This window comes from Streptomyces sp. NPDC046876, from assembly GCF_040645035.1.
Classification (GTDB): domain Bacteria; phylum Actinomycetota; class Actinomycetes; order Streptomycetales; family Streptomycetaceae; genus Streptomyces.
The window spans coordinates 24560-48396 of sequence record NZ_JBEYXK010000008.1; the positions used below are offsets into that span (position 1 = coordinate 24560).

Annotated in this window: 20 protein-coding genes; 5 read left to right on the forward strand and 15 right to left on the reverse strand. The window is 73.5% G+C overall.

What is annotated here, in order from left to right:
* The first annotated feature begins 284 nt into the window (after window positions 1-284).
* Window positions 285-2996 (forward strand): SCO5717 family growth-regulating ATPase, encoded by a 2712-nt coding sequence (locus ABZ924_RS07340; protein ID WP_361905469.1) that lies wholly within the window; start codon window positions 285-287, stop codon window positions 2994-2996.
* A gap of 92 nt (window positions 2997-3088) precedes the next feature.
* Here the strand turns inward: ABZ924_RS07340 and ABZ924_RS07345 are convergent, their stop codons facing one another.
* From ABZ924_RS07345 to rimP, 8 genes are all read right to left on the reverse strand, one after another.
* Window positions 3089-4045 carry a bifunctional riboflavin kinase/FAD synthetase gene (locus ABZ924_RS07345; RefSeq protein ID WP_361905471.1) on the reverse strand — a complete coding sequence of 319 codons (957 nt, stop codon included), beginning with the start codon at window positions 4043-4045 and terminating at the stop codon, window positions 3089-3091.
* Between the two features lie 391 nt (window positions 4046-4436).
* Window positions 4437-5372: a tRNA pseudouridine(55) synthase TruB gene (truB, locus tag ABZ924_RS07350; protein WP_361905474.1), complete on the reverse strand. Its 936-nt coding sequence runs from the start codon at window positions 5370-5372 to the stop codon at window positions 4437-4439.
* Window positions 5369-5818 (reverse strand): 30S ribosome-binding factor RbfA, encoded by a 450-nt coding sequence (gene rbfA, locus ABZ924_RS07355; protein WP_361905477.1) that lies wholly within the window; start codon window positions 5816-5818, stop codon window positions 5369-5371. Before rbfA ends, truB begins: the two co-directional genes overlap by 4 nt.
* A gap of 27 nt (window positions 5819-5845) precedes the next feature.
* Complete coding sequence (locus tag ABZ924_RS07360; RefSeq protein ID WP_030161467.1) at window positions 5846-6139, reverse strand: DUF503 domain-containing protein; 294 nt, start codon at window positions 6137-6139, stop codon at window positions 5846-5848.
* 163 nt (window positions 6140-6302) lie between these two features.
* Window positions 6303-9380 (reverse strand): translation initiation factor IF-2, encoded by a 3078-nt coding sequence (gene infB / locus ABZ924_RS07365; protein ID WP_361905481.1) that lies wholly within the window; start codon window positions 9378-9380, stop codon window positions 6303-6305.
* A gap of 148 nt (window positions 9381-9528) precedes the next feature.
* Window positions 9529-9816: a YlxR family protein gene (locus tag ABZ924_RS07370; RefSeq protein ID WP_361905485.1), complete on the reverse strand. Its 288-nt coding sequence runs from the start codon at window positions 9814-9816 to the stop codon at window positions 9529-9531.
* Window positions 9817-9959: 143 nt separating this feature from the next.
* Window positions 9960-10970, reverse strand: coding sequence for a transcription termination factor NusA (nusA, locus tag ABZ924_RS07375; RefSeq protein WP_361905487.1), 1011 nt, complete (start codon window positions 10968-10970; stop codon window positions 9960-9962).
* Between the two features lie 2 nt (window positions 10971-10972).
* On the reverse strand, window positions 10973-11470 hold the full coding sequence (gene rimP, locus ABZ924_RS07380) for a ribosome maturation factor RimP (protein WP_361905490.1): 498 nt from the start codon (window positions 11468-11470) through the stop codon (window positions 10973-10975).
* A gap of 155 nt (window positions 11471-11625) precedes the next feature.
* Between rimP and ABZ924_RS07385 the strand changes: the two genes are divergently transcribed.
* The 4 genes from ABZ924_RS07385 to ABZ924_RS07400 all read left to right on the forward strand — a co-directional run bounded on the left by ABZ924_RS07385 (window position 11626) and on the right by ABZ924_RS07400 (window position 14564).
* Window positions 11626-12219, forward strand: a complete 594-nt coding sequence (locus ABZ924_RS07385; RefSeq protein WP_361905493.1) for a hypothetical protein — start codon at window positions 11626-11628, stop codon at window positions 12217-12219.
* Complete coding sequence (locus ABZ924_RS07390) at window positions 12216-12674, forward strand: ferritin-like domain-containing protein (RefSeq protein ID WP_361905495.1); 459 nt, start codon at window positions 12216-12218, stop codon at window positions 12672-12674. Before ABZ924_RS07385 ends, ABZ924_RS07390 begins: the two co-directional genes overlap by 4 nt.
* 16 nt (window positions 12675-12690) lie before the next feature.
* Window positions 12691-13593, forward strand: a complete 903-nt coding sequence (locus ABZ924_RS07395) for an aminoglycoside phosphotransferase family protein (protein ID WP_361905498.1) — start codon at window positions 12691-12693, stop codon at window positions 13591-13593.
* A gap of 86 nt (window positions 13594-13679) precedes the next feature.
* The gene (locus tag ABZ924_RS07400; RefSeq protein WP_361905501.1) at window positions 13680-14564 is read left to right on the forward strand and encodes a slipin family protein; all 885 of its coding nucleotides are present in this window, start codon (window positions 13680-13682) and stop codon (window positions 14562-14564) included.
* Window positions 14565-15089: 525 nt separating this feature from the next.
* On the opposite strand, the gene ABZ924_RS07405 is transcribed toward ABZ924_RS07400, so the two are convergent.
* From ABZ924_RS07405 to ABZ924_RS07435, 7 genes are all read right to left on the reverse strand, one after another.
* Window positions 15090-16793, reverse strand: coding sequence for a proline--tRNA ligase (locus tag ABZ924_RS07405; RefSeq protein ID WP_361905504.1), 1704 nt, complete (start codon window positions 16791-16793; stop codon window positions 15090-15092).
* 42 nt (window positions 16794-16835) lie between these two features.
* Complete coding sequence (locus ABZ924_RS07410; RefSeq protein WP_361905506.1) at window positions 16836-17408, reverse strand: GNAT family N-acetyltransferase; 573 nt, start codon at window positions 17406-17408, stop codon at window positions 16836-16838.
* 144 nt (window positions 17409-17552) lie between these two features.
* Window positions 17553-18398, reverse strand: coding sequence for a GNAT family N-acetyltransferase (locus ABZ924_RS07415; protein WP_361905508.1), 846 nt, complete (start codon window positions 18396-18398; stop codon window positions 17553-17555).
* Between the two features lie 178 nt (window positions 18399-18576).
* Window positions 18577-19734, reverse strand: coding sequence for a flavodoxin-dependent (E)-4-hydroxy-3-methylbut-2-enyl-diphosphate synthase (gene ispG / locus ABZ924_RS07420; RefSeq protein WP_361905511.1), 1158 nt, complete (start codon window positions 19732-19734; stop codon window positions 18577-18579).
* A gap of 174 nt (window positions 19735-19908) precedes the next feature.
* The gene (locus ABZ924_RS07425) at window positions 19909-21210 is read right to left on the reverse strand and encodes a site-2 protease family protein (RefSeq protein WP_361905513.1); all 1302 of its coding nucleotides are present in this window, start codon (window positions 21208-21210) and stop codon (window positions 19909-19911) included.
* Window positions 21207-22460: a 1-deoxy-D-xylulose-5-phosphate reductoisomerase gene (dxr, locus tag ABZ924_RS07430; protein ID WP_361905516.1), complete on the reverse strand. Its 1254-nt coding sequence runs from the start codon at window positions 22458-22460 to the stop codon at window positions 21207-21209. The genes ABZ924_RS07425 and dxr overlap by 4 nt, the downstream gene beginning before the upstream one ends.
* Window positions 22461-22477: 17 nt before the next feature.
* On the reverse strand, window positions 22478-23809 hold the full coding sequence (locus ABZ924_RS07435; protein ID WP_361905518.1) for a hypothetical protein: 1332 nt from the start codon (window positions 23807-23809) through the stop codon (window positions 22478-22480).
* Window positions 23810-23837 lie beyond the last annotated feature (28 nt).

The following is a 23837-nucleotide window of genomic DNA, read 5'->3' on the forward strand; positions in this document are numbered from 1 at the left end:
ACGTACGCCTGACGGCGGGTGAGTCGGGGGCGGCACCGCCGGCGAGCGGCACCCCCCACGATCGGGGACCACGGCGCCCCGTGCGGACCGGTTTGGGCCGGGCAGCCGGCACGGCGCCGAGGCCCACCGCCCCACCCGGGCAACGGAGTTGCCCCCGAAGGGCTACGGCGGAACCACCGCCGCGTCACAGGCCGGGGCGGACACCGGTGTCGGCACGCGATTAGGCTGAGCGTGGGCGCGGCGTGAGGGGCGCCGGACCAGCGTTCGACAGACCAGGAGGACCAGTGAGCGGCGATCGGAACGAGAGGCGCGGCGGGACGTGGGACGTCCCGACGGACGATCAGTCCGACGCGGAGCCCGAGATGACGGGCGAGTTCACCATCGACTACACCCCGCCGGCCTGGTACACGCAGAGCGCGGCGCCCGCCACGCCGGTACCGGACCTGCCCGAGGGCAGCGGCTTCGAACCCCACAGCCCGTCCGACGTGGCCTCGCCCCCGACGATGCGGATCGCTCCTCCGGCCCCGCGGATCACGCCCGACGCCGCCGCCCCGGCCCCGGCAGCTCCGGCTCCGGCTCCGGCTCCGGCGGACACGGCACCAGCCGCCCTGCCGGCTCCTGCGCCGGCGCCCGCGCTGGAGTCCGCGCCCTCGGCTCCGGCCGACGCCTCGGCCGGGCCGGTACCGCCGGCGCCCGCCCTGGAGGCCGTGCCGGCGCCCGTTCTCCCGGCTCCCGCGCTGCCCGCGCTGTCCACGCCCGCGGAGGCTGCGGCCCCGTCCGGCGGCCCCTTCAGCACGCCGGTCGACGGCTCGCCCGTGCTGCCGCCCGCCCCCGCTGTGGACGGCGCGCCGTCGTCCGGCAAGGGCATCGTGCTGGGCAAGGCTCCGGCCGAGCCGCCCGCCGCGGCCCTGCGGCACGACACCCCGCCCGACGGAACGGCGCTCCCCTTCGCGGGCGAGCCCTCGGCGCCGCCGGCGCCCGAGGCCGCCGAGGCCGTCAGTCCCGCGCCTGTGCCTCACCCTCCCGTGGCGACCCCCTTCGAGGGACCCGCCGGCGAACTCCCGCCGCTGCCGCCGGCGTTCGCCGCCCCGCCGGTCCCGCAGGCCGACGCGAACGACTACGCGTTCCCGCCCGCCCAGCAGGCCCCCGTACCGGCCCCGCAGGACGGATACGGCTTCCCGCCCGTCCCCCCGGCCCCCGCGCAGCCCCAGGTACAGCCGCCCGCCGACGCCGGCGGCTACGCGTTCCCGCCCGGGCAGCAGACACCCGCACCCGCACCACACGACGGATACGGCTTCCCACCCGTCCCCCCGAGCCCCGCGCAGCCGCAGGTACAGCCGCCCGCCGACGCCGGCGGCTACGCGTTCCCGCCCGGGCAGCAGACACCCGCACCCGCACCGCAGGACGGATACGGCTTCCCGCCCGTCCCCCCGGCCCCCGCGCAGCCCCAGGCCGGCGCGAACGCCCCCGGATTCCCGGCGCCCGCGCCCGCCCCGCAGGACGGGTACGCCTTCCCGCACGTCCCGACGGGCCCGGCGCAGCCGCAGGTACAGCCGCCCGCCGACGCCGGCGGCTACGCGTTCCCGCCCGGGCAGCAGGCACCCGTACCCGCGCCGCAGGACGGATACGGCTTCCCGCCCGTCGCCCCCGCACCCGCGCAGCCCCAGCCCCAGGCCCCCCAGCCGCAGCCACACCCGCAGGCCGACCCCCGCGCCGCCGGCGCCCCGTGGGGCGGTCCCCAGGCGGGGCCGCAGCCGGGCCCGCAGCCGCACGACCCCCGCTACCAGGCCGGCCCCGTCTCCGGCGGCGGCGCGCCGCTCGGCTACACGGCCGCGGTCGAGCTGTCCTCCGACCGGCTGCTGCGCGGCAAGCAGAAGCCCCGCCCCCAGCGCTCGGGCTTCCGCTTCGGCGGGAAGGCCGCGGAGGCCGACCGCCTGCGCAAGCTCGAGCTGATCCGCACCCCGGTGATGTCCTGCTACCGGATCGCCGTGATCAGCCTCAAGGGCGGCGTCGGCAAGACCACGACCACCACCGCCCTCGGCGCGACCCTCGCGAGCGAGCGCCAGGACAAGATCCTGGCCATCGACGCGAACCCCGACGCCGGCACCCTCGGCCGCCGCGTGCGCCGCGAGACCGGCGCGACGATCCGGGACCTGGTCCAGGCGATCCCGTACCTGAACTCGTACATGGACATCCGGCGGTTCACCTCCCAGGCCCCCTCGGGCCTGGAGATCATCGCCAACGACGTGGACCCGGCCGTCTCCACGACCTTCAACGACGAGGACTACCGCCGCGTCATCGAGACCCTCGGCCGCCAGTACCCGATCATCCTCACCGACTCCGGCACCGGGCTGCTCTACTCCGCCATGCGCGGCGTCCTGGACCTGGCCGATCAGCTGATCATCATCTCGACCCCGTCGGTGGACGGCGCGAGCAGCGCCAGCACCACCCTCGACTGGCTCTCCGCACACGGCTACGGCGACCTCGTCTCCCGCTCGCTCACCGTCATCTCGGGGGTTCGCGAGACCAGCAAGATGATCAAGATCGAGGACATCGTCCAGCACTTCGAGACCCGCTGCCGCGGCGTGGTCGTGGTCCCGTTCGACGAACACCTCGCGGCCGGCGCCGAGGTGGACCTCGACCTGATGCGGCCGAAGACCCGCGAGGCGTACTTCAACCTCTCCGCGCTGGTGGCCGAGGACTTCCTGCGGGCCGCCCAGCAGGCCCCGCAGAACAGCCAGTGGGGAGCCCCGCAGCAGCACCAGCAGCAGCCGCTGCCCCACCCCCAGCAGCAGGTCCAGCCGGGCCAGCCGTATCCGCAGCAGCCCCAGCCGCAGCCCGGCCAGCCCCCGTACCAGCAGCCCCCGCAGCCGTACCCCGGCGGCCAGCCCCAACCCCAGCCCTACCCGCAGCAGCCCGGCCAGCCCTGGCCTGGCCAGCCCCAGCAGCCCCAGCCCGGCCAGCCCCAGCCCCCGCGGGACCCGCGCCTCGGCTGAGCCGGATCCGATCCCCTGCACACGCAGAAGGGCCCGTACCGTCCTCGGACGGTACGGGCCCTTCCCGCAGCAGCAGCTCGGCAGCGCTCGGCTCAGTGCTCGGCGTCGTACTCCTCGGTCAGCGTCCGCGCGCGCTTCACGTCGTCCGCGATCGCCTCCAGCAGCCCCTCCAGCGAATCGAACTTCGCCATGCCGCGGACGTACGCGAGGAAGTCCACGGTGACGTGCAGCCCGTACAGGTCGAGGCCGACCCGGTCGATCGCGTACGCCTCCACGGTCCGCTCGGTGGCGTCGAACTGGAGGTTGGTCCCGACCGAGATCGCGGCCGGCATCCGCTCGCCGTTCGCCGTCAGCCAGCCCGCGTACACGCCGTCGGCCGGGATGGCGGTGTGCGGCGGGGTCTCGACGTTGGCGGTGGGGAAGCCGAGCTCCCGGCCGCGCTGCGCGCCGCGCACGACGATGCCCTCGACGCGGTGCGGCCGCCCCAGGATCTCGGCCGCGCCCTCCATGTCGCCCTCGGCCACCAGCTTGCGGGCGAGGGTCGAGGAGAACGGCACGCCGCCGCCGGCCGCGCCCCGCTCCACCAGGTCCACGACCTCGACCTCGTAGTCGTACGTGGCGCCCAGCTCGCGCAGGAAGTCGACGTTGCCGGCGGCCCGGTGGCCGAAGCGGAAGTTGGGGCCCTCGATGACGGCGCACGCGTGCAGCTTGTCGACGAGGACCTTGACGATGAAGTCGGCCGGGGAAAGCTGCGAGAACTCCGCCGTGAACGGCAGGACCAGCAGCGCGTCCACCCCGAGCTCGGCCATCAGTTCGGCACGGCGGTCGTACGTGGCGAGGATCGGCGGATGGCTGCCGGGGCGGACGACCTCGCTCGGGTGCGGGTCGAAGGTGACGACGACGGACGGGACGCCGAGCGCGCGCGCCTTGGCCACGGCCCGCCCGATGATCAGCTGGTGGCCCCGGTGCACACCGTCGTACGAGCCGATGGTGACGACGCTGCGCCCCCAGTCCTGGGGGATGTCCTCCAAGCCACGCCAGCGCTGCACTGTGACCGCTCCTCGCCCGAACCGTGTAGGCCCTGTACTGATTGCCGATTGCAGGTCTAAGACTGCCATGTCCCCGCCCGGTGGCCCGCATCGGTATCGGGCAGTGTCACCTCGGCCGGGCGGGGCCGGAAGGTGGCCGCCGTCGGGAGCCGGGGGCACGCGGCGCAAAAGCGCCCCCTTGTGCCCCCTCCAGTCACTCCGCGCGCCTGCTCGGTCGGGTGAATACCGGGCTCCGGCTGGATAGAGACCTACCCGAGGGGGGTCGTGGAGCGGTGAGCAGCGACCGGATGTGCGCTCACCGCTCCACGTCGACACACGTCGACACACCTCGACACACGTCAACACCGGAAGGACCGGACCGGACCGGGCAGGAGCCGGAGCCCTGCGCGGCTCAGGCGAAGACCGCCAGCGACTTCGCCTTGCCGCCCTTGCTCTCCACAAGTCCGAGCAGCTGCCCCTCGGGTCCGAAGACCGCCACGGTCCGGCCGGTCTCGTAGACCTCCGGCATCTCGATCCGCACGCCGTTGGCGAGCAGCGAGGCCCGCCGGGCGTCCAGGTCCCAGCGCGGGAACGCCGCGGACGCCGCCTCGCCGATCGGCATGACGGTCAGCTCCTCCTGGAGCTGGTCCAGTGTGCGCGCCCGGTCGAGCTTGTACGGGCCCACGCGCGTGCGCCGCAGGGCGGTGAGGTGGCCGCCGACGCCGAGGTCGGCGCCCAGGTCGCGGGCCAGGGCACGGATGTACGTACCGCTGGAGCAGACGACGGAGACGACGAGGTCGACGACCTTGGTGCCGTCCTCGGCCTCCGCGTCCCGCATGTCGTAGACCTGGAACGAGGAGACCGTCACCGGGCGGGCCGGGATGTCGAAGTCCTCGCCGTCCCGGGCGCGCTTGTAGGAGCGCACGCCCTTGATCTTGATGGCGCTGACCTTGGACGGGACCTGCATGATCTCGCCGGTCAGCTTGGCGATGCCCGCGTCGACAGCCTCGCGCGTGACGCCGGAGGCGTCCGCGCTGGAGGTGATGTCGCCCTCCGCGTCGTCGGTCAGGGTGTTCTGGCCGAGGCGGATCGTCCCGAGGTATTCCTTCTCGGTGAGCGCGAGGTGGCCGAGGAGCTTGGTGGCCTTCTCGACGCCCAGGACGAGGACGCCCGTCGCCATCGGGTCGAGCGTGCCCGCGTGGCCGACGCGGCGCGTCTTGGCGATCCCGCGCATCTTGGCGACCACATCGTGCGAAGTGAAGCCGGACGGCTTGTCGACAATGACAAGGCCTCCCCCAGCCTCCGGCCGGGAGGTGCCCCCAGGCGTCTTCCCTGCGTTGCTGCTCATTCGGCGGCTGCGTCCTCGTCGTCCTCGCCCGGCTTCTTGTACGGGTCGGCCCCGCCGGCGTACTCGGCGCCCGAGGAGGCCTCGCGCACCGCGGCGTCGGAGAGCCGCGCCTTGTCGAGGAGGTCCTCGATCGTCCGGGCGGTGTCCGGGAGGGCGTCCGCCACGAAGGTCAGGGTCGGCGTGAACTTGGTGCCCGCCACCCGGCCGACCGCGGAGCGCAGCATGCCCTTGGCGCTCTCGAGGCCGGCGGCCGCGCTGGCCCGGTCCTCGTCGTCGCCGTACACCGTGTAGAAGACCGTGGCCTCCCGCAGGTCACCGGTGACCCGGGTGTCCGTGATCGTCACGTGCGTACCGAGGCGCGGGTCCTTGATGCCTCGCTGCAGCTTCTGGGCGACCACCTCCCGGATGAGGTCCGCCAGCTTCTTCGCCCGCGCATTGTCGGCCACTGGTCCGTCTCCTTCTTCGTCTTGCAATCAGTCTTCATCACCGTGGAGCCGCCGGCGTACCGACAGCAGCTCCACTTCCGGACGGGCCGCGACCAGCCGCTCGCAGCGGTCGAGTACGTCCGAGAGGAACCCCGTGTCCCCACTCACCAGGGCGACCCCGATGCGGGCCCTGCGGTGGAGGTCCTGGTCGCCCACTTCTGCCGCGCTCACCGAGAACTTCCGTTGGAGCTCGGCGACGATGGGTCGGACTACGGAGCGTTTCTCCTTCAGCGAGTGAACGTCGCCGAGGAGCAGGTCGAAGGACAGAGTCCCCACGTACATGCAGTTCCGGATGTCCCGCCGGTCCGGGTTCGGTGGCCTGCCGGCCGACGCGCGGCAGGGTCACCAGGAACCGTACACGCAACGGCCGGGGCCGATCGACGGATATTCCGCCGACCGGCCCCGGTGTTACGACACGGTGCGATGTGTGCGATGTGGCTCGCGCTTACGCGCGGGGCTTCTCGCGCATCTCGTACGTCGCGATGACGTCGTCGATCTTGATGTCGTTGAAGTTTCCGAGGTTGATACCGCCCTCGAAGCCTTCGCGGATCTCGGTGACGTCGTCCTTGAAGCGGCGCAGACCGGTGATCGTGAGGTTCTCTGCGACGACCTTGCCGTCGCGGAGCAGGCGCGCCTTGGTGTTGCGCTTGACCTCGCCGGAGCGGATGAGGACACCCGCGATGTTGCCCAGCTTGGACGAGCGGAAGACCTCGCGGACCTCCGCCGTACCGAGCTCGACCTCTTCGTACTCCGGCTTGAGCAGACCCTTCAGGGCCGCCTCGATCTCCTCGATGGCCTGGTAGATCACCGAGTAGTACCGGACGTCGACGCCCTCGCGCTCCGCCATCTGCGCGGCACGGCCCGCCGCACGGACGTTGTAGCCGATGACGATGGCGTCGGAGCCCATCGCCAGGTCGATGTCGGACTCGGTGACCGCACCCACACCGCGGTGCAGGACGCGGATGTCGACCTCTTCGCCGACGTCGAGCTGGAGCAGCGAGGACTCCAGGGCCTCGACCGCACCGGACGCGTCGCCCTTGATGATGAGGTTGAGTTCCTGGACCAGACCGGCCTTGAGCACGGAGTCGAGGTCCTCGAGGGACACGCGACGGACGCGCTTGGCGAAGTTGGCGTTGCGCTCGCGCGCAGCACGCTTCTCGGCGATCTGGCGGGCGGTGCGGTCCTCGTCGACGACGAGGAAGTTGTCGCCGGCGCCGGGGACGTTGGTGAGACCCAGGACCAGGACGGGGGTCGACGGACCCGCTTCCTCGACGTTGTTGCCCTTGTCGTCGAGCATCGCGCGGACACGGCCGTACGCGTCGCCCACGACCATCGTGTCGCCGACGCGGAGGGTACCGCGCTGGACGAGGACGGTCGCGACGGCACCGCGGCCGCGGTCGAGGTGGGACTCGATCGCAATACCCTGGGCGTCCTGCTCGGGGTTGGCGCGCAGGTCGAGGGCGGCGTCCGCGGTCAGGACCACGGCCTCCAGCAGCTTGTCGATGTTCAGACCCTGCTTGGCGGAGATGTCGACGAACATCGTGTCGCCGCCGTACTCCTCGGCCACCAGGCCGTACTCGGTCAGCTGACCGCGCACCTTGGTCGGGTCCGCACCCTCGACGTCGATCTTGTTGACCGCGACCACGATCGGCACGTCGGCCGCCTTGGCGTGGTTCAGGGCCTCGATCGTCTGCGGCATGACACCGTCGTTGGCCGCCACCACGAGGATCGCGATGTCGGTCGACTTCGCACCGCGGGCACGCATGGCGGTGAACGCCTCGTGACCCGGGGTGTCGATGAAGGTGATGCGGCGGTCCTCGTCGTTGACGTTGGCCGCGACCTGGTAGGCACCGATGTGCTGGGTGATGCCGCCGGCCTCGCCCGCGACCACGTTGGTCTTGCGGATCGCGTCGAGGAGGCGGGTCTTGCCGTGGTCGACGTGACCCATGACGGTCACGACCGGCGGACGCGGCAGCAGGTACTCGTCGCCGCCCTCGTCCTCGCCGAACTCGATGTCGAAGGACTCGAGCAGCTCGCGGTCCTCCTCCTCCGGGCTGACGATCTGAACGGTGTAGTTCATCTCGCCGGCGAGGAGCTGGAGGGTCTCGTCGGAGACGGACTGCGTGGCAGTGACCATCTCGCCGAGGTTCATCATGACCGCGACCAGCGACGCCGGGTTGGCGTTGATCTTCTCCGCGAAGTCGGTGAGGGACGCACCGCGCGACAGGCGAACGGTCTCGCCGTTGCCGCGGGGCAGCATCACGCCGCCCACGGACGGGGCCTGCATGGCCTCGTACTCCTGGCGCCTCTGACGCTTCGACTTGCGACCGCGACGGGCCGGACCGCCGGGACGGCCGAACGCACCCTGCGTGCCACCACGGGCACCGGGACCACCGGGACGCCCGCCGAAGCCGGGACGACCGCCGCCGCCACCGGCCGGGCCGCCGCCGAAGCCGCCGCCACCCGGACGCGGGCCGCCGAAGCCGCCGCCGGCCGGACGCGAGCCCGGACCGGCCGGACGGCCGGCGAAGCCGCCGCCGCCGGGACGCCCGGCACCGCCGGGACGCGGACCGCCGGCACCGGGACGGCCGGGGCCGCCACCGGGACGCGGGCCGGGACCGCCGGCAGCGGGACGCTGCGGCATCATGCCCGGGTTCGGACGGTTGCCACCGGGAGCCGGACGCGGGGCGCCCTGCGGACGGGGCATGCCGCCCGGGGTCGGACGCGGGCCGCCGGGGCCCTGCGGACGCGGAGCGCCGCCGGGACCGGCCTGCGGACGGGGAGCACCCTGGGCACCGGCGCCGGGGGCGCCGGGGCGCGGCGCGCCGCCCGGACGGGGCGCCTGCGGGCGCGCCATGCCGGTGGAGCCGCCGGAGGTGAAGGGGTTGTTGCCCGGACGCGGACCGGCCGGACGGGCACCCGGACGCGGCGCGCCGGCGCCACCGGGACGCGGTGCCTGGGCACCGGGGGCCTGACCACCCGGACGCGGGGCGCCGGGACGGCCACCGCCCTGGCCGGGGGCCGCGGGACGCTGCTGCGTCGGACGCGGGCCCGGGGTCGCGCCGGGACGCGCCGCCGGGGCCGCCGGAGCGGACGGGGGCGCGGTGAACTCGGTCGCCACGGGCGCCGCCGGAGCGGGCTTGGGGGCGGCCGGGGCCTTCGGGCCGGGACGCGGGCCGGAGGAGGCCGGGGTCACCGGGGCGGCCGCCGCGGGAGCCTCGGCTGCGGCCGGCTTGGGGGCCGGGGCGCCGGGCTTGGGGGCGGCGGGACGTGCAATGGCACCCGGGGTGGGCACCCCGGGCTTGGCGGGGGCGGCCTTGCGGGGCGCTCCCGGCTTCGCAGCGGACTTGCCGGCGCTGCCGCCGGGCCCCTGCAGTGCGTCAGTCAACTTGCGCACAACCGGCGCCTCGATCGTCGAGGACGCCGAACGGACGAACTCACCGAGTTCCTGGAGCTTGGCCATGACGACCTTGCTCTCCACACCGAACTCCTTGGCGAGTTCGTATACCCGGACCTTAGCCACTTCGCTCCTTTTAGGTCCGGGTTGCGCCGGACCGTCGCTACTTCATGGGCGTACTCATCGCGTACTCATCGAGTGCTCATCGCAATCTCGACCTACTTCCAACTCGCGAGGTACCTGACCGCACGGGGTGTCCGTGCCGTACTTCTTCTTACGGTGTCGCCTCGGCCCGGTCGGCCACGGCGGCTGCCAGTCCGGCCGTGTCGAGCGCTCCCGCGGACCGTAGGGCCCGGGGGAACGCTCTGCGGCGGACCGCCTTGTCGAGACAGACCGCGGCAGGGTGCACATAGGCACCCCGGCCGGGCAGCGTACCGCGTGGATCGGGGACGCATTCGTCCCCGATCGCCACGATCCGCAGCAGTTCGCTCTTGGCCGCTCGCTCCCGGCACCCCACACAGGTGCGTTCGGGGCATGCGCGGGCTTGCGTCCGGCCAGACACGCCTAAGTCTACCTCCCCGTACCGACCTCACCCCTTCGGGCGAAAAATCGAACGGACGTTGTCGCGATCTGCTGTCTTGAACTTGTCGCTTGAACTTGTCGTCAACCTGTCTACCGGCCGGACAGCGCCGGCCGGTAGCGGTTTTATTCCCCGCCCCGGGCCCGGTCGGCGTCCGGGGACACCTCGGTGTCGGGGCGGATGTCGATGCGCCAGCCGGTCAGGCGGGCGGCGAGGCGGGCGTTCTGCCCCTCCTTGCCGATGGCCAGCGACAGCTGGTAGTCGGGCACGGTCACCCGTGCGGAGCGCGAGTCCCAGTCGACGACCTCGACCTTGCTCACCCGGGCGGGTGACAGCGCGTTCGCGACCATCTCCGCCGGGTCGTCCGACCAGTCGACGATGTCGATCTTCTCGCCGTGCAGCTCGGCCATCACGTTGCGCACGCGGGCGCCCATCGGGCCGATGCACGCGCCCTTGGGGTTGAGGCCCGAGCGGGTGGAACGCACGGCGATCTTGGTGCGGTGACCGGCCTCGCGGGCGATCGCAGCGATCTCGACGCTGCCGTCCGCGATCTCGGGGACCTCCAGCGCGAAGAGCTTCTTCACCAGGTTGGGGTGGGTGCGCGACAGGGTCACGGACGGACCGCGCACGCCCTTCGCCACCCGGACGACGTACGCCTTCAGGCGCAGGCCGTGCGGGTACTCCTCACCGGGGACCTGCTCCTGCACCGGCAGGATGGCCTCCAGCTTGCCGATGTCGACCAGGACGTTCTTGGGGTCCTTGCCCTGCTGCACGACGCCCGTCATGACGTCGCCCTCGCGGCCGGCGAACTCGCCGAAGGTCAGGTCGTCCTCGGCGTCGCGCAGACGCTGGAGGATCACCTGCTTGGCGGTCGTCGCGGCGATCCGGCCGAAGTCCGACGGAGTGTCGTCGAACTCCTTGGCCTCCTGCCCCTCCTCGAGGTCCCGCGGGTCCTCCTTCGCCCACACCACGACGTGGCCGTTGGTGCGGTCCAGCTCCACGCGCGCCCGGCGGAAGCTGCCCTCGGTGCGGTGGTACGCGATGAGGAGGGCCGACTCGATCGCCTCGACGAGCAGGTCGAAGGAGATCTCCTTCTCCCGGACCAGACCCCGCAGGGCACTCATGTCGATGTCCACGGCTACGCCTCCTCTTCCTTCTTGTCCTTGCGGTTGAACTCGATCTCGACACGCGCCTTGGCGATGTCCGCGAACGCGATGCGGCGGGCGGTGGGCTTGCGGCCCTTCACACCGGGAACCTCGAGGTCCATGCCCTCGTCGTCGGCGTCGAGAATGCGCGCGACCAGCTCCCCTCCCTCAGCGAGCTGGAACTTCACGAGGCGGCCGATCGCGCGTACGTAGTGGCGGTGCTCGGTCAGCGGGCGGTCGGCGCCCGGGGAGCTCACCTCGAGGACGTACTCGCCCTCGCCCATCGCGTCGGTCTCGTCGAGCTTGTCGGAGACCTCGCGGCTCAGCTCCGCACACGCGTCCAGTTCCACGCCCTCGTCGGAATCCACGATGATGCGCAGCATCCGGCGCTTGCCGGCCTTGGACAGCTCGATGTCCTCGAGATCCAGGCCCCTGGCGGCGACGAGCGGCTCCAGCAATCCGCGCAGCCTGTCGCTCTGGGTGGTGCTCATCCGGGTGACTCCTCGGCCGCGTGTGCTGTTGTGGTGTACGTCGCGTGTCAGCACAAAGGGTATCCGGTCGCGGAGGGTGTTGCCGTCCGCCCTGTGGACAAGCCCCCGGGTACCGTGATCACACCCTGCCCGCCACCACCCCCGAGGACGTCGCCGTGCCCTGGACCCTGCCTTCGAGGCCTTCGCGAAGGAGCCTGCTCGCCGGTGCAGCCGGCGCGGCCGGCGCCGCGCTGCTCACCGGGTGCTCCGGCGGGCCGGACGCGGCGGACGCGGACCCCGCCGTTTCACTCGAACGGCGGATGCGTGCGTCGTCCGTTCGGGACAGCGAGCGGCTGCTGGAACGTTACGACGCGACCGCCGCGGCCCATCCGGCGCTGGCCGAGCGCCTCGCCCCGCTGCGCGCAGCGGTGGCCGCGCACACCTCCGCGCTCGCCTCCTCGGGGGCCTCGGACGGCTCCGCCGCCTCGGGGGCCCCGGGGCGCGGGAAGGACGGGGCCCCCGGGTCCGCCGCGCCGCCCGCCCCCGCCGCGCCCGCGCCGGGCGCGCCCGCGGCGGGCGGCGAGCCGGTGCCGCCGAAGCCGGAGGAGGCGCTCGCCGCCCTCGCGGACGCCGAGCGCAGCCTCGCCGAGTCCCGGACCGTCGCCCTGGCCGGGGCGCCCGGGGAGCTGGCCCGGCTGCTGGCCTCGGTGGCGGCGTGCGGAGCCGTCCACGCCTACCTGCTGACCCCGACCCCCGGAGCCGCGTCGTGAAGCCCGAACCCTCCCCCGCCAACCGGGCCCTCGAGGCCGCGCAGGCCGCCCTCGCCGCCGAGCACGCGGCCGCGTACGGCTACGGAGTGATCGGCGCCCGCGCCTCGGCCGCCCGGGCGAACGAGGCGCGCGAGGCGTACGGCGGGCACCTGGCGCGGCGCGACGCCCTGGCGCGCTCCGTGCGCGAGATGGGGGGTGCGCCCCGGTCCGCGGAGCCGGCGTACGCGCTGCCGTACGAGGTGCGCACCCCGGCCGATGCCGAGCGGCTGGCCGCCGAGATCGAGGACCGGGTGGCGGGCGCGTACTCCGATCTGGTCCGGGCCGCCGACGGCCGGCTGCGCCGGGAGGCGGCCGACGCGCTGAGCGCCGCAGCCGTCCGCGCGGCGCGCTGGCGCGGTGTCGGCGTAGCCTTCCCTGGGCTCACGGAGCGCGCAGCACCGGCCCGGACCAGCTGAAAGGGATCACGCACGCATGGCTTTCGAACCGCCGCAGCGGCTCGTACGGGCGCTCGGCGAGACGCCGGAATCGGCGCAGGACGCGGACTGGCTGGGGCAGTTGCCCCGGATCCTCGAGGCGGCGCTGGCCCGGCGTGAGGTACGGGCCCTGCGGGTCCAGGCGCCGGGCGGCCGCAGCAGTCTGGTCGTCTTGGTCCAGTACGCCGACGGCACCCCGGCCGCCCTGAAGCTCGCTCCCCCGCAGGCCCGGCCCGAGCGGGAGCTGGCCGCGCTGGCCCACTGGGGCGGCTTCGGGGCCGTCCGGGTCCTGGACACCCGCCACCATGCCGAGGACGGGGCGCTGCTGCTGGAGCGGCTGCACCCGGAGGTGTCGCTGCGGTCGCTGCCGGAGGCGAAGGCGCTGCTGGAGGCCTGCGGGACGCTGCGGCGGCTGTGGGTGAAGCCGCCGCAGGGGCACCCCTTCGAGACGGTGGCCGAGCGGACCGCCCGGGAGGCCGAGGCGCTGCGCAAGGCGCCGCCGGAGGTGGAGGCGCTGGCCGGGGCCGCGCTCGCGGTCCGCGAGGAGCTGACGGCGCTGCCCGGCGAGGAGATGCTGCTGCACGGGAACTTCCGGCAGGGCAAGGTGCTGGCGGGCGACCGGGCGCCGTGGCTGACGGTGGGCCCGGACCCGCTGGTCGGCGAGCGGGCGTACGACCTGGCCCGGCTGGTGCGGGACCGGCTGGAGGACCAGATGGCGTCCTCGGCGGGGGCGGCGGGCGCGCGGCGGCGGGTGAACAAACTGGCCGACAGCCTGGAGGTGGACCGGGAGCGGCTGCGCGGCTGGACCCTGTTCCGGGCGGTGGAGTCGGGCCACCGGGCACTGGTGGCGGGGCGGCGCGGGGACGCGGAACTGCTGCTGGAGTTCGCTTCCTGGCTTTAGGGGCATAAGCGCATACGGGGTACATGTAGGGCATACCGTGGAGTGGAAGGTAGGCCCGGCACCCGGCACCCCGGCAGGAGGCCGTCATGGTCCAGGAAGTGCTGACTGCGGTGCTCGCGGCGGGCGTGGGACTCGCCGTGGTCGCAGGCGCCGCCGCGCGGGTGGTGCGCCAGTACGAGCGGGGCGTCGTCTTCCGCTTCGGCCGGCTTCGGGAGGGCATCAGGACGCCCGGACTCACCATGATCGTCCCGGTGCTCGACCGGCTGCGCAAGGTCAACATGCAGATCGTGACGATGCCGGTGCCGGCCCAGGAGGGCATCACCCGGGACAACGTCACCGTGCGGGTGGACGCGGTCGTGTACTTCAAGGTCGTGGACCCGGCCAGCGCGATCATCGAGGTGGAGGACTACCGCTTCGCGGTCTCGCAGATGGCGCAGACCTCGCTGCGGTCGATCATCGGCAAGTCGGACCTGGACGATCTGCTGTCGAACCGGGAGATGCTCAACCAGGGGCTGGAGCTGATGATCGACAGCCCGGCGGTGGGGTGGGGTGTGCAGATCGACCGGGTCGAGATCAAGGACGTGTCGCTGCCGGAGACGATGAAGCGGTCGATGGCACGGCAGGCGGAGGCGGACCGGGAGCGGCGGGCGCGGGTGATCAACGCGGATGCGGAGCTCCAGGCGTCGAAGAAGCTGGCGGAGGCGGCCGCGGTGATGCAGGACCAGCCGGCGGCGCTCCAGCTCCGGCTCCTGCAGACGGTGGTCGCGGTGGCCGCGGAGAAGAACTCCACCCTGGTCCTCCCGTTCCCGGTGGAGCTCCTCCGCTTCCTGGAGCGCGCCACCCCACCGGACCCCACGGCCCCCGACGCCGCCCCGGAGCCCCCGGCCGCGGTGGCACCGCCGCCCGAGCCCACCACCCCGGAGCCGCCGTCCGACGCCCCGACCACCGTGGACGGCTCCCCGAAGCCGTAGCCGACCCCTCGGGGCCCCGCGCCTCAATCGCCGGCGAGGCTGAAATTGCCGGACCCCGCCCGAAGCAACGGCGGAACCGGCCGACCTCCTGGGGCGCTGCCCCAGACCCCGCGCCTCAATCGCCGGCGAGGCTGGAGTTGCCGGCCCCCCGTCCCCAGTGCGGCGAGCAGCACTTGGCGATCCAACCCGCCCAGCGCTCGAGCGCACCGGGCCATTCCAGCCCGCGCGGCGCTTGAGCGCACCGGGCCATTCCAGCCCGCCCAGCGCTCGAGCGCACCGGGCGCGAAGCGCACGGAACGGGTGTCGGGCGGAGCCCGCACCCAGGCGGGGGCCGGGGCCGCAGGTCCCGGTTTCGGGAAGGGGCGGGGTGGGGGAACGGCTCCGCGCAGCGGACCCAGCCCCGCGGACCCAGCCCCGCGGTGCCGCTGCGGGCGGGCGGAGCCGGACCCGGCCGGGCCCGGGCGAGGGCGGGGCGTGGGCCGGCCGGTGGGGCCGGGGCCGTGGCGGTGGGGTCGGCCCCGGCGGTTAGCGGGGGGTGCGGAGGCGCGTCAGGGCCTCCGCGAGCGGGAGTTCCTCACGGGTGCCCGTGGCGCGGTGCTGGAGCTCGACCACCCCGTCGGCGGCCCGACGCCCGGCCACCAGGATCCACGGCACGCCGATCAGCTCGGCATCGGTGAGCTTGACCCCGGGAGAGAGCCCGGCCCGGTCGTCCAGCAGGACGCGCAGGCCCGCCTCGGCCAGAGCAGAGGCCGCCGACTCCGCAAGGGCCAACGGGACGGCCTTGCCGGCGGCCACGACGTGGACATCGGCCGGAGCCACCTCCGCCGGCCACGCCAACCCCCGCTCGTCGGCGGTCTGCTCGGCCAGCGCCGCCACGGCGCGCGAGACGCCGATCCCGTACGAACCCATCGTCACCCGGACCGGCTTGCCCTCCCGCCCGAGCACGTCGAGCGCGAACGCGTCGGCGTACTTGCGGCCGAGCTGGAAGATGTGGCCGACCTCGATGGCCCGGTCGAGCCGGAGCCCGGCCCCGCAGCGCGGGCAGGGGTCACCGGGCTCGACCACGACCACGTCGAGGTACCGGTCCACCTCGAAGTCCCGCCCGCAGACCACGTTCTTCGCGTGCGTATCGGGCTTGTTGGCGCCGGTCACCCACGAAGTGCCGGGCGCGACACGGGGGTCGGCGAGGTAGGGCACCTTCGCCAGGCCCTGCGGGCCCACGTAGCCGCGCACCAGGTCGGGGCGGTCCACGAAGTCCTCCGCCGTCACCAACTCCACCACCGCCGGGGCGAGGTGCTCGGCGAGCTTGCCGAGGTCGACCTCCCGGTTCCCGGGCACGCCGACGGCGGTGATCTCGCCGTCCACCTTCACCAGGAGGTTCTTCAGGGTCGCGGAGGCGTCGACGCCCAGGTGCGCCGTCAGCGTCTCGATCGTCGGGGTGTCGGGGGTGGGGATCTCCTCCAGCGCGGGGTGTTCCCCGGGGACCTCCGCCAGGGGGAAGGTCACCGCCTCGGTGTTGGCCGCGTACCCGCACGAGGGGCAGTCGGCGAAGGTGTCCTCGCCGGCGGCCGCGGGCGCCAGGAACTCCTCCGAGGCGGAGCCGCCCATCGCCCCGGACACGGCGGAGACGATCCGGTGGTCGAGCCCGAGGCGGGTGAAGATCCGCTGGTAGGCGGCGCGGTGCAGCGCGTAGGACTCGGCGAGTCCCTCGTCGCTGACGTCGAAGGAGTAGGAGTCCTTCATCTGGAACTCGCGGCCGCGCAGCACCCCGGACCGGGGCCTGGCCTCGTCGCGGTACTTGGTCTGGATCTGGTAGAGCATGACCGGCAGGTCCTTGTAGGACGTGCACTGGTCCTTCACGAGCAGGGTGAAGATCTCCTCGTGGGTGGGGCCGAGGAGGTAGTCGGCGCCCTTGCGGTCCTTGAGCCGGAAGAGCAGGTCCCCGTACTCCGACCAGCGGCCGCTGGTCTCGTACGGCTCGCGCGGCAGCAGCGCGGGCAGCAGCACTTCCTGGGCGCCGATCGCGTCCATCTCCTCGCGGACGATGCGCGAGACGTTGTCCAGGACCCGCTTGCCGAGCGGCAGCCAGGTCCACACTCCGGCCGAGCTGCGGCGGACGTATCCGGCGCGGACCAGGAGGCGGTGGCTGAGGGTCTCCGCGTCGGCCGGGTCCTCGCGGAGGGTCCGGGCCATGAGGCGGGACATGCGCTGCACGTGTTGCGTTGACATGTCCGGAGGCTATAGGCCCGGGCCCGGGGTACCGAAACGAATTCAGGGCCGCGGCAGCGGCAGCGGGGCGCCCATGACGGCGTACGGCAGGCTCGCGCTCGGGAAGTGCACCTGTCGGGCGAGGTCGGTGTAGCCGAGGGCGCGGTAGAGGCGGCGGGCCGGGCTCTCGGCGTCGATGGCGGAGAGGATCGACCGTTTCTCCTCGGCGCCGTCGGTGATCCGGGTGATGAGGGTGCGGCCGACGCCGCGGCCCTGGAAGCCGGGGTGGACGTGCAGTTCGGTGATGACGAAGGAGTCGTCGAGCCAGGCGTCCTCCCCCTCGGCCCGCAGGTACGGTTCGACGACCGAGGACCACCAGTACGCGCGGTCGTTCGGCATCCCGTACACGAATCCGGCGAGCGCCCCGTCGTCGGTGAACGCGCCGAGCGCACGGGCCCCGCGGCAGGTCATGTGGCGCTGGACGATGTAGCGCCGGATGCCGACCTCCTCCTCGCTGAGCCCGAAGGCCACGGCCTGCACGCGCAGGGCCTCGTCGACGCGGGCGGCGAGGTCGAGGGGGCCGATGCTCAGTCCGGCGGGCCGGGCGGGGTCGTCGCCCGCGGGGGAAGACAGCATGCCGCGACCTTACTGGTCGGTCGGTGCCGCCGGTATGCCGCAGGGGTTGCCCGTGGCCGGCGGGCACGGGAACAGGACGCGGGGGCGCGGCGGCCGGAACGGCGGGCAGGACAGGAGCGCCGGACAGGAGCGCCGGCCGGCAGGCTAGAAGAGGACGCTCATGAACGCGCCGACCTCGCGGAAGCCCACGCGGCGGTAGGCGGCGCGCGCCGCGGTGTTGTAGTCGTTGACGTACAGGCTGACCACGGGCGCGACATCGCGCAGCGCGAACTCGACGACGGCGGCCATCCCGGTCTCGGAGTGCCCGCGGCCGCGGAACTCGGGGGCGACCCAGACGCCCTGGATCTGGCAGGCGCGGGCGGTGGCGGCGCCGATCTCCGCCTTGAAGACGACCTTGCCGTCCTCGACGCGGGCGAAGGAGCGGCCGGATCCGACGAGCTCGGCGACGCGGGCCTGGTAGAGCAGGCCGCCGTCGCCTGCCAGTGGCGAGACGCCGACCTCCTCGGTGAACATGGCCACGCAGGCGGGCATGATCAGCTCCATCTCGTCCTTGCGGATCCGGCGCACCAGCGGGTCGGGCCGCACCTCGGCGGAGGGCTGCTCGGTGACCATGAGGGGCTGGTGGGAGCGGACCTCGCGGGCGGGGCCCCAGCTGGGCTCCAGGAGCCGCCACAGCAGCCGGGTGGGCTCGGCGGGGCCGACGATGGAGGAGCAGCGGCGGCCGGTGCGGCGGGCCCGGTCGGCGAAGGCGCGTACGGCGTCGGGGCCGGCGCAGACGGGGACGAGGTTGGCGCCCGCGTAGCACAGGGAGCGCAGCTCGCCGTCGGCGTAGTAGCCCCACATCTCGCCGCCCAGGCGCCAGGGGTCGAGGCCGGCGACCTGGACCCGGGAGGTGACGAAGGCGTTCTCGACCGGCTCGCGTCCGAGGACGGCGAGGGCGGCGTCGAGATCGCCGGGCTCAAGGACCCGGGTGGTGGTCTGCGTCAACACGGGGGCCTCACATGCAGGGCTGCTGATCTGTCGAACTGTACCCGCAGGGCGGAGCGGATGCCCGGTTGCCGGGGTCACGAAAAAGCCCCGGCCCCGGCCGCGAACTGCGGGAACGGGGCCGGGGCCGGCGCTGCGGGCTCCGCGGGCGGGCGCCCGGGGCGCCGTGGCGCAGGGGTGCTCAGGCGCCGATGGCGACGGTCGGCTCGCCGGAGGCGACGCCGTCCTTCTCCATCTGCTCGGCGATCTTCAGGGCCTCCTCGATGAGGGTCTCCACGATCTTCGACTCGGGGACGGTCTTGATGACCTCGCCCTTGACGAAGATCTGGCCCTTGCCGTTGCCGGAGGCGACGCCGAGGTCGGCCTCGCGGGCCTCGCCGGGGCCGTTGACGACGCAGCCCATGACGGCGACGCGCAGCGGGACCTCCATGCCGGTCAGGCCCGCCGTGACCTCCTCGGCCAGCTTGTAGACGTCGACCTGGGCGCGGCCGCAGGACGGGCAGGAGACGATCTCCAGGCGGCGCGGCTTGAGGTTCAGCGACTCCAGGATCTGGCGGCCGACCTTGACCTCCTCGACCGGCGGGGCCGAGAGGGAGACGCGGATGGTGTCGCCGATGCCCTCGGAGAGCAGTGCGCCGAAGGCGACGGCGGACTTGATGGTGCCCTGGAAGGCGGGGCCGGCCTCGGTGACGCCGAGGTGCAGCGGGTAGTCGCAGGCCGCGGCGAGCTGGCGGTAGGCGTTGACCATGACGACCGGGTCGTTGTGCTTGACCGAGATCTTGATGTCGCGGAAGCCGTGCTCCTCGAAGAGGGAGGCCTCCCAGAGCGCGGACTCGACGAGCGCCTCGGGGGTTGCCTTGCCGTACTTCTGGAGCAGGCGGCGGTCGAGGGAGCCGGCGTTGACGCCGATGCGGATCGGGGTGCCGGCGTCGCCCGCCGCCTTGGCGATCTCCTTGACCTTGTCGTCGAACTGCTTGATGTTGCCGGGGTTGACGCGGACGGCGGCGCAGCCCGCGTCGATGGCGGCGAAGACGTACTTGGGCTGGAAGTGGATGTCCGCGATGACCGGGATCTGCGACTTCTTCGCGATGACGGCGAGGGCGTCGGCGTCGTCCTGGGTCGGGCAGGCCACCCGGACGATCTCGCAGCCGGAGGCGGTCAGCTCGGCGATTTGCTGGAGCGTGGCGCCGATGTCCGAGGTACGGGTGGTGGTCATCGACTGCACCGAGATGGGCGCGTCGCCACCGACGGCCACCGAGCCGACCTGGATCTTGCGGCTGACCCTGCGGTCGGCAAGCTTCGTCGGCACGGACGGCATTCCGAGAGAGATGGCAGTCATCTGCTGTGCAACCCCAAGGTGTGGATCAAGGTCCCGAGATCGGCGGGCTCCGGGCTTCGAGGTTACGCCAAGCACGGCGCGGGCCCTGCATCCGAGGGGTGCACGACACCCGAACGTAGGGAGCCGGGCACGATCCGTGCCCGGCTCCCCACGCATGGCGAAGCTGCGCGCGCGTCAGGTGATCGTGATGGGGTTCACCACGTCGGCGACGAGCACGAGCAGCGTGAAGCAGACGAACACGCCGGCCACGACGTACGCGGCGGGCATCAGCTTGGCCACGTCGAACGGGCCGGGGTCGGGGCGGCGGAAGATGCGCGCCGCGTTCCGCCGGACCGACTCCCACAGGGCGCCTGCGATGTGCCCGCCGTCCAGCGGCAGCAGCGGGAGCATGTTGAACAGGAACAGGGAGAGGTTGAAGTAGCCGATGACCTGGAGGGCGATCACCAGTCGGTCGGTGGCCGGGATTTCCAGGGCGGCGATCTCCCCGCTGATCCGGGCCGCGCCGACGATCCCCATCGGGGAGTCGGGTTCGCGCTCGGCGCCGTTGAAGGCCGCGTTCCACAGCGCCGGGATCTTGCCGGGCAGCTTGAGCAGCCCGTCGACGCTGCGGTCGATCTCCTCGCCCATGTGGGTGACGGACTGGCCGAACGTGAGGGCGGCGGTCTCGTTCTTCGGGCTGAAGCCGAGCCAGCCCGCGGTCACGTACTGGCCCTTGACGTACCCGCCGTGGCCGTCGGTCTTGGCGACCCGGTTCTCGACGAGGGTGACCGGCACGGTCTGCTTGTGCCCGCCCCGCTCGATGGTCACGGTGGCCGGGCCGATGGTGTCGCGGATGCGCTTTTGCAGGTCGGCCCAGTCGGTCACCGCGCGGCCGTTGAGGGCGACGATCCGGTCGCCCTCGCGCAGTCCGGCGGCCTTGGCGGGGGCGACGGGGTCGCCGTCCTTGCAGACCTCGCGCTTCTCGCTCTGCCAGATCACGCAGGGCGAGACGCCGGCGATCTCGGTGGTCGTTCGGTTCACCCCGAAGGTCATCCAGACGCCGAAGAAGACCGCCAGTGCCAGCACCAGGTTCATGAACGGCCCGGCGAACATCACGATCACGCGCTTCCACGGCTTGCGCGTGTAGAACAGCCGGGTCTCGTCGCCGGGCTGGAGCTCCTCGTACGCCGCCGAGCGGGCGTCCTCGATCATCGACCGGAACGGCGAGGTCGACCGGGCGGTGACCTTGCCGTCCTCTCCGGGCGGGAACATCCCGATCATGCGGATGTAGCCGCCCATCGGGATGGCCTTGATGCCGTACTCGGTCTCGCCCTTGTGCCGCGACCAGATCGTCGGGCCGAAGCCGACCATGTACTGGGGCACGCGGATGCCGAAGAGCTTGGCCGTGGAGAGGTGGCCGAGCTCGTGCCAGGCGATGGAGACGAGCAGCCCGAATACGAAGATGAGTATGCCGAGCACCGTCATGAGTGCTGTCATGCGCGCGCCTCCAGGGCGGCCTCGGCCGCCATCTCCCGTGCCCGGGCCCTGGCCCAGGTCTCCGCCTCGAGGACGTCGGCGACCGTCAGGGAAGTTCCCGCGTCCGGCGTCCCGTGTTCATCGACCACGGCAGAGACCGTATCCATGATTGCTGTGAACGGCAGCCGACCGGCCAGGAAGGCGTCCACGCACTCCTCGTTCGCCGCATTGAAAACGGCCGGGGCGGTGGAGCCGAGGGTGCCCACGTGCCGGGCGAGGCCGACGGAGGGGAAGGCCTCGGTGTCGAGCGGGAAGAACTCCCAGGTGGAGGCCTTGGTCCAGTCGAAGGCGGGGGCCGCGTCCGGGACGCGCTGGGGCCAGCCGAGGCCGATGGCGATGGGGCCGCGCATGTCCGGCGGGGTGGCCTGGGCGAGGGTGGAGCCGTCGGAGAACTCCACCATCGAGTGCACGTAGGACTGCGGGTGGACCACGACCTCGATGCGGTCGAAGGGGATGTCGTACAGCAGGTGCGCCTCGATGACCTCCAGCCCCTTGTTGACCAGGGTCGCCGAGTTGACGGTGATGACCGGGCCCATGGCCCAGGTGGGGTGCGCGAGGGCGTCCTCGACGGTGACGTGCGCCAGCTCGGCGCGGGTACGGCCGCGGAAGGGCCCGCCGGAGGCGGTGACCACCAGCTTGCGCACGTCGGCCCGGGTCCCGGCGGCCAGGGCCTGGAAGAGGGCGGCGTGCTCGGAGTCGACCGGGATGATCTGCCCGGGCTGCGCGAGGGCCTTGACCAGCGGGCCGCCGACGATCAGCGACTCCTTGTTGGCCAGGGCCAGGGTCCTGCCCGCCCGCAGCGCGGCGAGGGTGGGCGCGAGGCCGATGGAGCCGGTGATGCCGTTGAGCACGGTGTGGCACTCGGAGGCGGCGAGCTCGGCCGCCGCGTCGGGACCGGCCAGGATCTCGGGCAGCGGCTCCGACGCCCCGTAACGGGCGCTCAGCGCCTCCTTCAGGGCCGGTACGGCGTCCTCCCGGGCCACGGCCACGGCGCCGACCCGCAAGAGCCGGGCCTGCTCGGCCAGCAGCTCCACGCGCCCGCCGGCGGCGGACAGCGCGGTGACGCGGAACCGGTCCGGGTTGCGCAGGGCCAGGTCGATGGCCTGGGTCCCGATGGACCCGGTGGAGCCGAGGATGACGATGTCCCGGCGGCCGGCCGCGGCGTCGAAGAGGAGGTGCGGATCGGCGAGGGGGGCTGGACTGTCGCTCATGCCCCCATTGTTGCCGCTCAGCCGGAGCGGTCGGACACCCAGTCCCCGTGGACGGCCCCGGCGAGGAGCTCGGGCAGGGTCCCGGCGAAGTCGGGGAGCGCGCGGGCCGCGGCCCACCAGGCCTCGGGGTCGGTACCGAGGGCCGCGTCGAGCAGCCGGTCTGCCTCGGCGCGGGCGGCGAGGACGGCCTCGGGGCGGTCGTGCCGGTCGGGGTGGTCGATGTCGCCGAGCCAGTGGTCCTCGTCCAGGGCCCAGGCGGCCGGGGCCTTGTGCCTGATGACGTCGGCGCCGGTGAGGACGGAGCGGTCCAGGCAGGCGCGGACCCAGCGGATGTCCTCGTACAGGCTGCCCATGGCGTTGGGGACGGAGAGGCTGGCGAGGGCGAGCTCGCGGTCGATGCTGTCCTCCGGCTGCCCCGGGGAGCCGGGTTCGAGGGACCGGACCGCCCGGTCGAGGCCGGGTATCGGCTCGCCCGGGTGGGGCTGCGGCGCCTGCCCGGCGGCCACGGCGGCCGCGAGCTCGGGCAGGGTGCCGGTGGAGCCGGGGGCGTGCCGGGCGAGCTCGGCCCACAGCCGGGGGTCGTCGCCGAGGGCCGGGCGCAGGACGCGCATCAGGGCGGAGCGCATCGCGGCCCGTTCGGCGAGGTTCCAGCCGAGCCGGCCGGCGCCGTGCACCTGCCCGAGCAGCAGGGTGCGGTGGGCGGGGGCGACGGCCGCGGCGAGCTCGTCGAAGGTCAGGATGCCGGCGCGGACGGCGCGGACGGCGGGCCGGTGCCAGTCGGGGCCGTACGGGCCCTGCGTGCGGGTGTCGAGCAGGGCGAGGCAGGTGCTCCGGTCCAGGCCGCCGACCAGCAGCAGGGCCTCCACCGAGCCGGGCGGCAGCGGGGCGCGGGCGTGCTCGCGCAGCAGCGTGCCGGGGTCGAGGACGTGCTCCAGGGACAGCACGTCGAGCGGGATCCGCGGGCGGCGCCGGCCGTGGCGGCGCAGCAGGGCGAGGGTCTCGGCGGCGGTCAGCGGCGGCTCGGGGGCGCGGCCGAGTTCGGCGCCCAGGGTGGCGAGCAGTTCGGGCGCGGGGCCGGGGCGGCGGGCGTAGCGGGCGGGACCCGGCAGCCCGGGCAGCGGGCGGCCGAGGACGTGCGGGTTGCGGGCGACGGTGCGGCGGTCCTCGTCGGTGCCGTGGCGCAGCAGCAGCGTGACGGCGTGGGCCGGCAGGTGCTCGTCGCGGCACAGGAACCGGCGGGCCGGGGCGTCGAGCCGTCCGAGGAGGGCGGCGGCGACGGCGTCCGGTGCGTGGCGCAGCAGGAGCGCCACGCACCAGGCGAGCCGCCGGCTCTCCCTGTCCGCGTTCACATGCATCCGATTCCCCGTCGCCGGCTCC